The following is a 3,312-nucleotide window of genomic DNA, read 5'->3' on the forward strand; positions in this document are numbered from 1 at the left end:
TCGAAAAATTAAAGTGGATTTATATAATAAATAGTTGTTAAATATCGATTAAATTGTTGGAAGATTTAGTGATTGGTCTTATCGATGGAATGAGCTGGGAGTCTTCTTCTGAGTACTACCAAATTATAAATGAAGAAGTAAAAAAGAGATTAAGTGGATTACATTCAGTGAAAGTAAAACTATAATTTTATTATGTAAACACTAATGGTCATATAGATGGAAAACTTTCAGAAAATATTTTATAATGTAAGTGGTTACAAAAAGGAGGGGTATGAGTGTTTTCACTTCAGCCAATTGCTTTTGTATATAATGAAAGAAAGTTGATAAAGGATGACGAGTGGGGAGAAGTGCAATCGACTATTGCATTAACGGACTCTTTTTCGGAAGAAAGTATACAAGGAATTGAGAGTTTTTCGCATATTGAAGTAATCTTTTATTTTCATAAAGTGACAGATGAACAGATTCAATATGCAGCGAGACATCCTCGAAATAATAAGGAATATCCGAAAGTAGGTATTTTTGCGCAGCGTGGGAAAAATCGTCCCAATCGATTAGGAGCAACAATTGCGAAAGTTGTAAAACGAGAAGGGAAATCAATTGTAGTTGAAGGATTAGATGCAATTGATGGTACTCCTATATTGGATATAAAGCCCGTTATGAGAGAATTTGTACCGAATGAAGAAATTATACAGCCCGAATGGGCAACGAATATTATGAAAGAGTATTGGAAAGGGAGCGGAGTAAAATGAAAATATATGAAGCAACAATTGCAGATTTAGATGGATTAGCAGATGTATTTAATAATTATCGTGTATTTTATAGACAAGAATCAAATGTAGAAGAAGCGAAAGCATTTTTGTGTAATCGTATAGAGCGAAAAGAATCTGTCATTTTTGTAGCTGTTGAAGATGGAGAATATCTTGGATTTACACAATTATACCCTTCTTTTTCATCTGTTTCGATGAAGGAATTATGGATTTTAAATGATTTATTTGTACAAGCTAACAAGCGCGGAGCAGGTACTGGAAAGAAATTGTTAGAAGCGGCTAGAACTTTTGCATTAGAAAATGGTGCCAAGGGTTTAAAATTACAAACAGAAATAGATAATATTTCAGCCCAGCGATTATACGCTGAAAATGGATATTTGAGAGATAATCGTTATTTTCACTATGAGTTAACTTTTTGAAAATGAATACATATTAAGAGCTCAGCATACAAGATTCGTATGCTGGTTTTTTTTATTGCTTCAATATCCATTTTACAGCTTCCTCAAAATTCGCGGCAATGTAACTTGGATCAATATGAGCCCATTTATCACGATAGGTATGCAGGGCGTCGTATCCAGCACCTGTTTGGACTAAGATCGTTGTTGCATAAACATTTGCACCCGCAACGATGTCAGTCCAACGATCACCAATGACGATGCATTTGGTTAAATCGAGCCCATATTTTTCTGCGGCTTGTAAGAGCATGCCTGTACTTGGTTTACGGCATTTACATCCATCTCCATGTCTGTGAGGACAAAGGTATACATCATCAAAACCGAATGCTTCTAATTCTTGAATAAAGTCATCTGCGGTTGCTTGTCCATCGGCAATACCAGGTTGGTTTGTAAAGGAAAATAGTTTTATATTTTGTTTTTTTAATGCGAGTAAGGAGTCCTGTGTAAATGGGAATAAGGTGAATTCACCGGGATAATGTACAGTGGTGTCTCCTCCGATTGTTCCATCACGGTCGATAAAAATAGCTTGAATGTTTGTCATATAACCAACTCCATATGTAATAAATTAAGAACCTCAAACTTTAAATATTCTGTAAAATGATAGCTTTTCCTTCTTTTAAAATCGATAATCATTGAAATAGATGTATAAAGTGATATTTTAGAAGGGAGTATGCTATAATTTCCCAGGAGTTTATTGTAAGTTGAAAGAGGGGAAGCAACTTGTTACAAGTCAATATTCGCTCAGCGGGTTATGAAACAGGAAAAAAAACAATCCATGATATAGCATTTTCAATTGAAAAAGGTGAATTGGTTGCCTTGATTGGTGCAAATGGTGCTGGGAAAAGTACGACAATTAAATCAATGCTTGGTTTACTTGCAAATATGGATGGTGAAGTATCGTTTGGTGAAAAGAACAATCCATATGCATATGTGCCAGAACATCCGACTTATTATGATTATTTAACATTATGGGAACATATTGAATTATTAATGGCTGCACGTGGATGTGAAGTAGGGAGCTGGGAGGAAAGAGCACGGGAATTATTACATACGTTCCGAATGGAAAAGCATAAACATGAATACTTATCAAAGTTTTCAAAAGGTATGAAACAAAAATCAATGCTCATTCTCGCGTTTTTAACCGAGCCGGATTTTTATATTATCGATGAACCTTTTATCGGTTTAGATCCAGTAGCGACACGAGACTTTTTGAACTTTTTATATAAGGAAAAAGAGCGTGGAGCAGGAATCTTACTTTGCACGCATGTGCTTGATACAGCGGAAAGAATTTGTGAGCGATTTTTACTTATTTCACAAGGTACATTAGTAGCGAATGGGCATTTAGAGGCGATCCAATCATTAGCACAAATGCCAGGTAGTCCATTATTAGATTGTTTTGATGCAATCGTAAGGCGGGAACAATATGATGAAACAACAATTTTATAAGCGCTTGCGTCATGAATGGCAAAGAAAATGGAACTCAATTCGTTCTGTAACGGATTGGACGGTAGCGTTATATTTTGTTATTCCATCAATTATATTTAGTGGTATTTATTATCGCTCTTTATGGAAAAGAGAGTTATCTGCGGAAGAACCACTTTATTTTTTACTCGGTTTGTTTGCATTTTGTTTTATTACATACTCGAGAGGAACACGTTCGTTTTTTGAACAAGCAGATAGTTTATTTTTAATTCAACATCCAGTACATATGAAAAAACTAATGAAATACGGAATATTGTATACATGTATTCGAATTGCTATAACAAATATAGCTGTGACATTAGTTGTGTTACCTATATTTGTTAAGAGCATGAATGCGTCTATTTTACAAGTTGTATCATGTTGGGTATCCTTTACTGTTTTTCGATTTATGTTATCACTATTAGTAAGGTATATTGATGTACGCGGAGGAAAGCGATGGGTATTATGGATTGTAAAAATCATACTATTTTGCATTAGTTTTATTTGTGTTGGAAGCGGTGTGTTTTTAGGGTTCAAAAACCTAGCTTATTCAATACCATTTATTATTGTATTACTTGTAATTAGTGTAGTTTTAATAAAGGAAAAAATGAATTATCAGCGTTTCTTTT

Annotated in this window: 4 protein-coding genes and 2 pseudogenes; 5 read left to right on the top strand and 1 reads right to left on the bottom strand. The window is 34.2% G+C overall.

Features of this window, described 5'->3' with window-relative positions; all coding sequences use genetic code 11:
* Positions 1-89: 89 nt before the first annotated feature.
* The 3 genes and pseudogenes from V7183_RS12780 to V7183_RS12790 all read left to right on the top strand — a co-directional run.
* Positions 90-182: pseudogene (locus V7183_RS12780) on the top strand (aspartate racemase); the annotation flags it as partial.
* 93 nt (positions 183-275) lie between these two features.
* Positions 276-749, top strand: coding sequence for an SAM-dependent methyltransferase (locus tag V7183_RS12785; protein WP_335359759.1), 474 nt, complete (start codon positions 276-278; stop codon positions 747-749).
* Positions 746-1,186, top strand: a complete 441-nt coding sequence (locus tag V7183_RS12790) for a GNAT family N-acetyltransferase (RefSeq protein ID WP_097899050.1) — start codon at positions 746-748, stop codon at positions 1,184-1,186. The genes V7183_RS12785 and V7183_RS12790 overlap by 4 nt, the downstream gene beginning before the upstream one ends.
* A gap of 52 nt (positions 1,187-1,238) precedes the next feature.
* On the opposite strand, the gene V7183_RS12795 is transcribed toward V7183_RS12790, so the two are convergent.
* On the bottom strand, positions 1,239-1,763 hold the full coding sequence (locus V7183_RS12795) for an HAD-IIIA family hydrolase (RefSeq protein ID WP_335359760.1): 525 nt from the start codon (positions 1,761-1,763) through the stop codon (positions 1,239-1,241).
* A gap of 179 nt (positions 1,764-1,942) precedes the next feature.
* Here V7183_RS12795 and V7183_RS12800 point away from each other — a divergent pair, with 179 nt between their 5' ends.
* Together V7183_RS12800 and V7183_RS12805 are read left to right on the top strand one after the other, a co-directional pair.
* A complete protein-coding gene (locus V7183_RS12800) occupies positions 1,943-2,668 on the top strand; it encodes an ABC transporter ATP-binding protein (RefSeq protein ID WP_335359761.1) in 726 nt (241 codons plus the stop codon).
* A pseudogene (locus V7183_RS12805) lies at positions 2,646-3,312 on the top strand (ABC transporter permease); the annotation flags it as partial. The gene V7183_RS12800 and the pseudogene V7183_RS12805, both read left to right, overlap by 23 nt.

This window comes from Bacillus sp. JJ1127 (assembly GCF_036965845.1).
Classification (GTDB): domain Bacteria; phylum Bacillota; class Bacilli; order Bacillales; family Bacillaceae_G; genus Bacillus_A.

What these genes read in the sequence shown, in the direction of transcription:
- V7183_RS12790 (WP_097899050.1), top strand. Translation starts at nt 746, where the DNA reads ATGAAAATATATGAAGCAACAATTGCAGATTTAGATGGATTAGCAGAT.
- V7183_RS12795 (WP_335359760.1), bottom strand. Translation starts at nt 1,763, where the DNA reads ATGACAAACATTCAAGCTATTTTTATCGACCGTGATGGAACAATCGGA.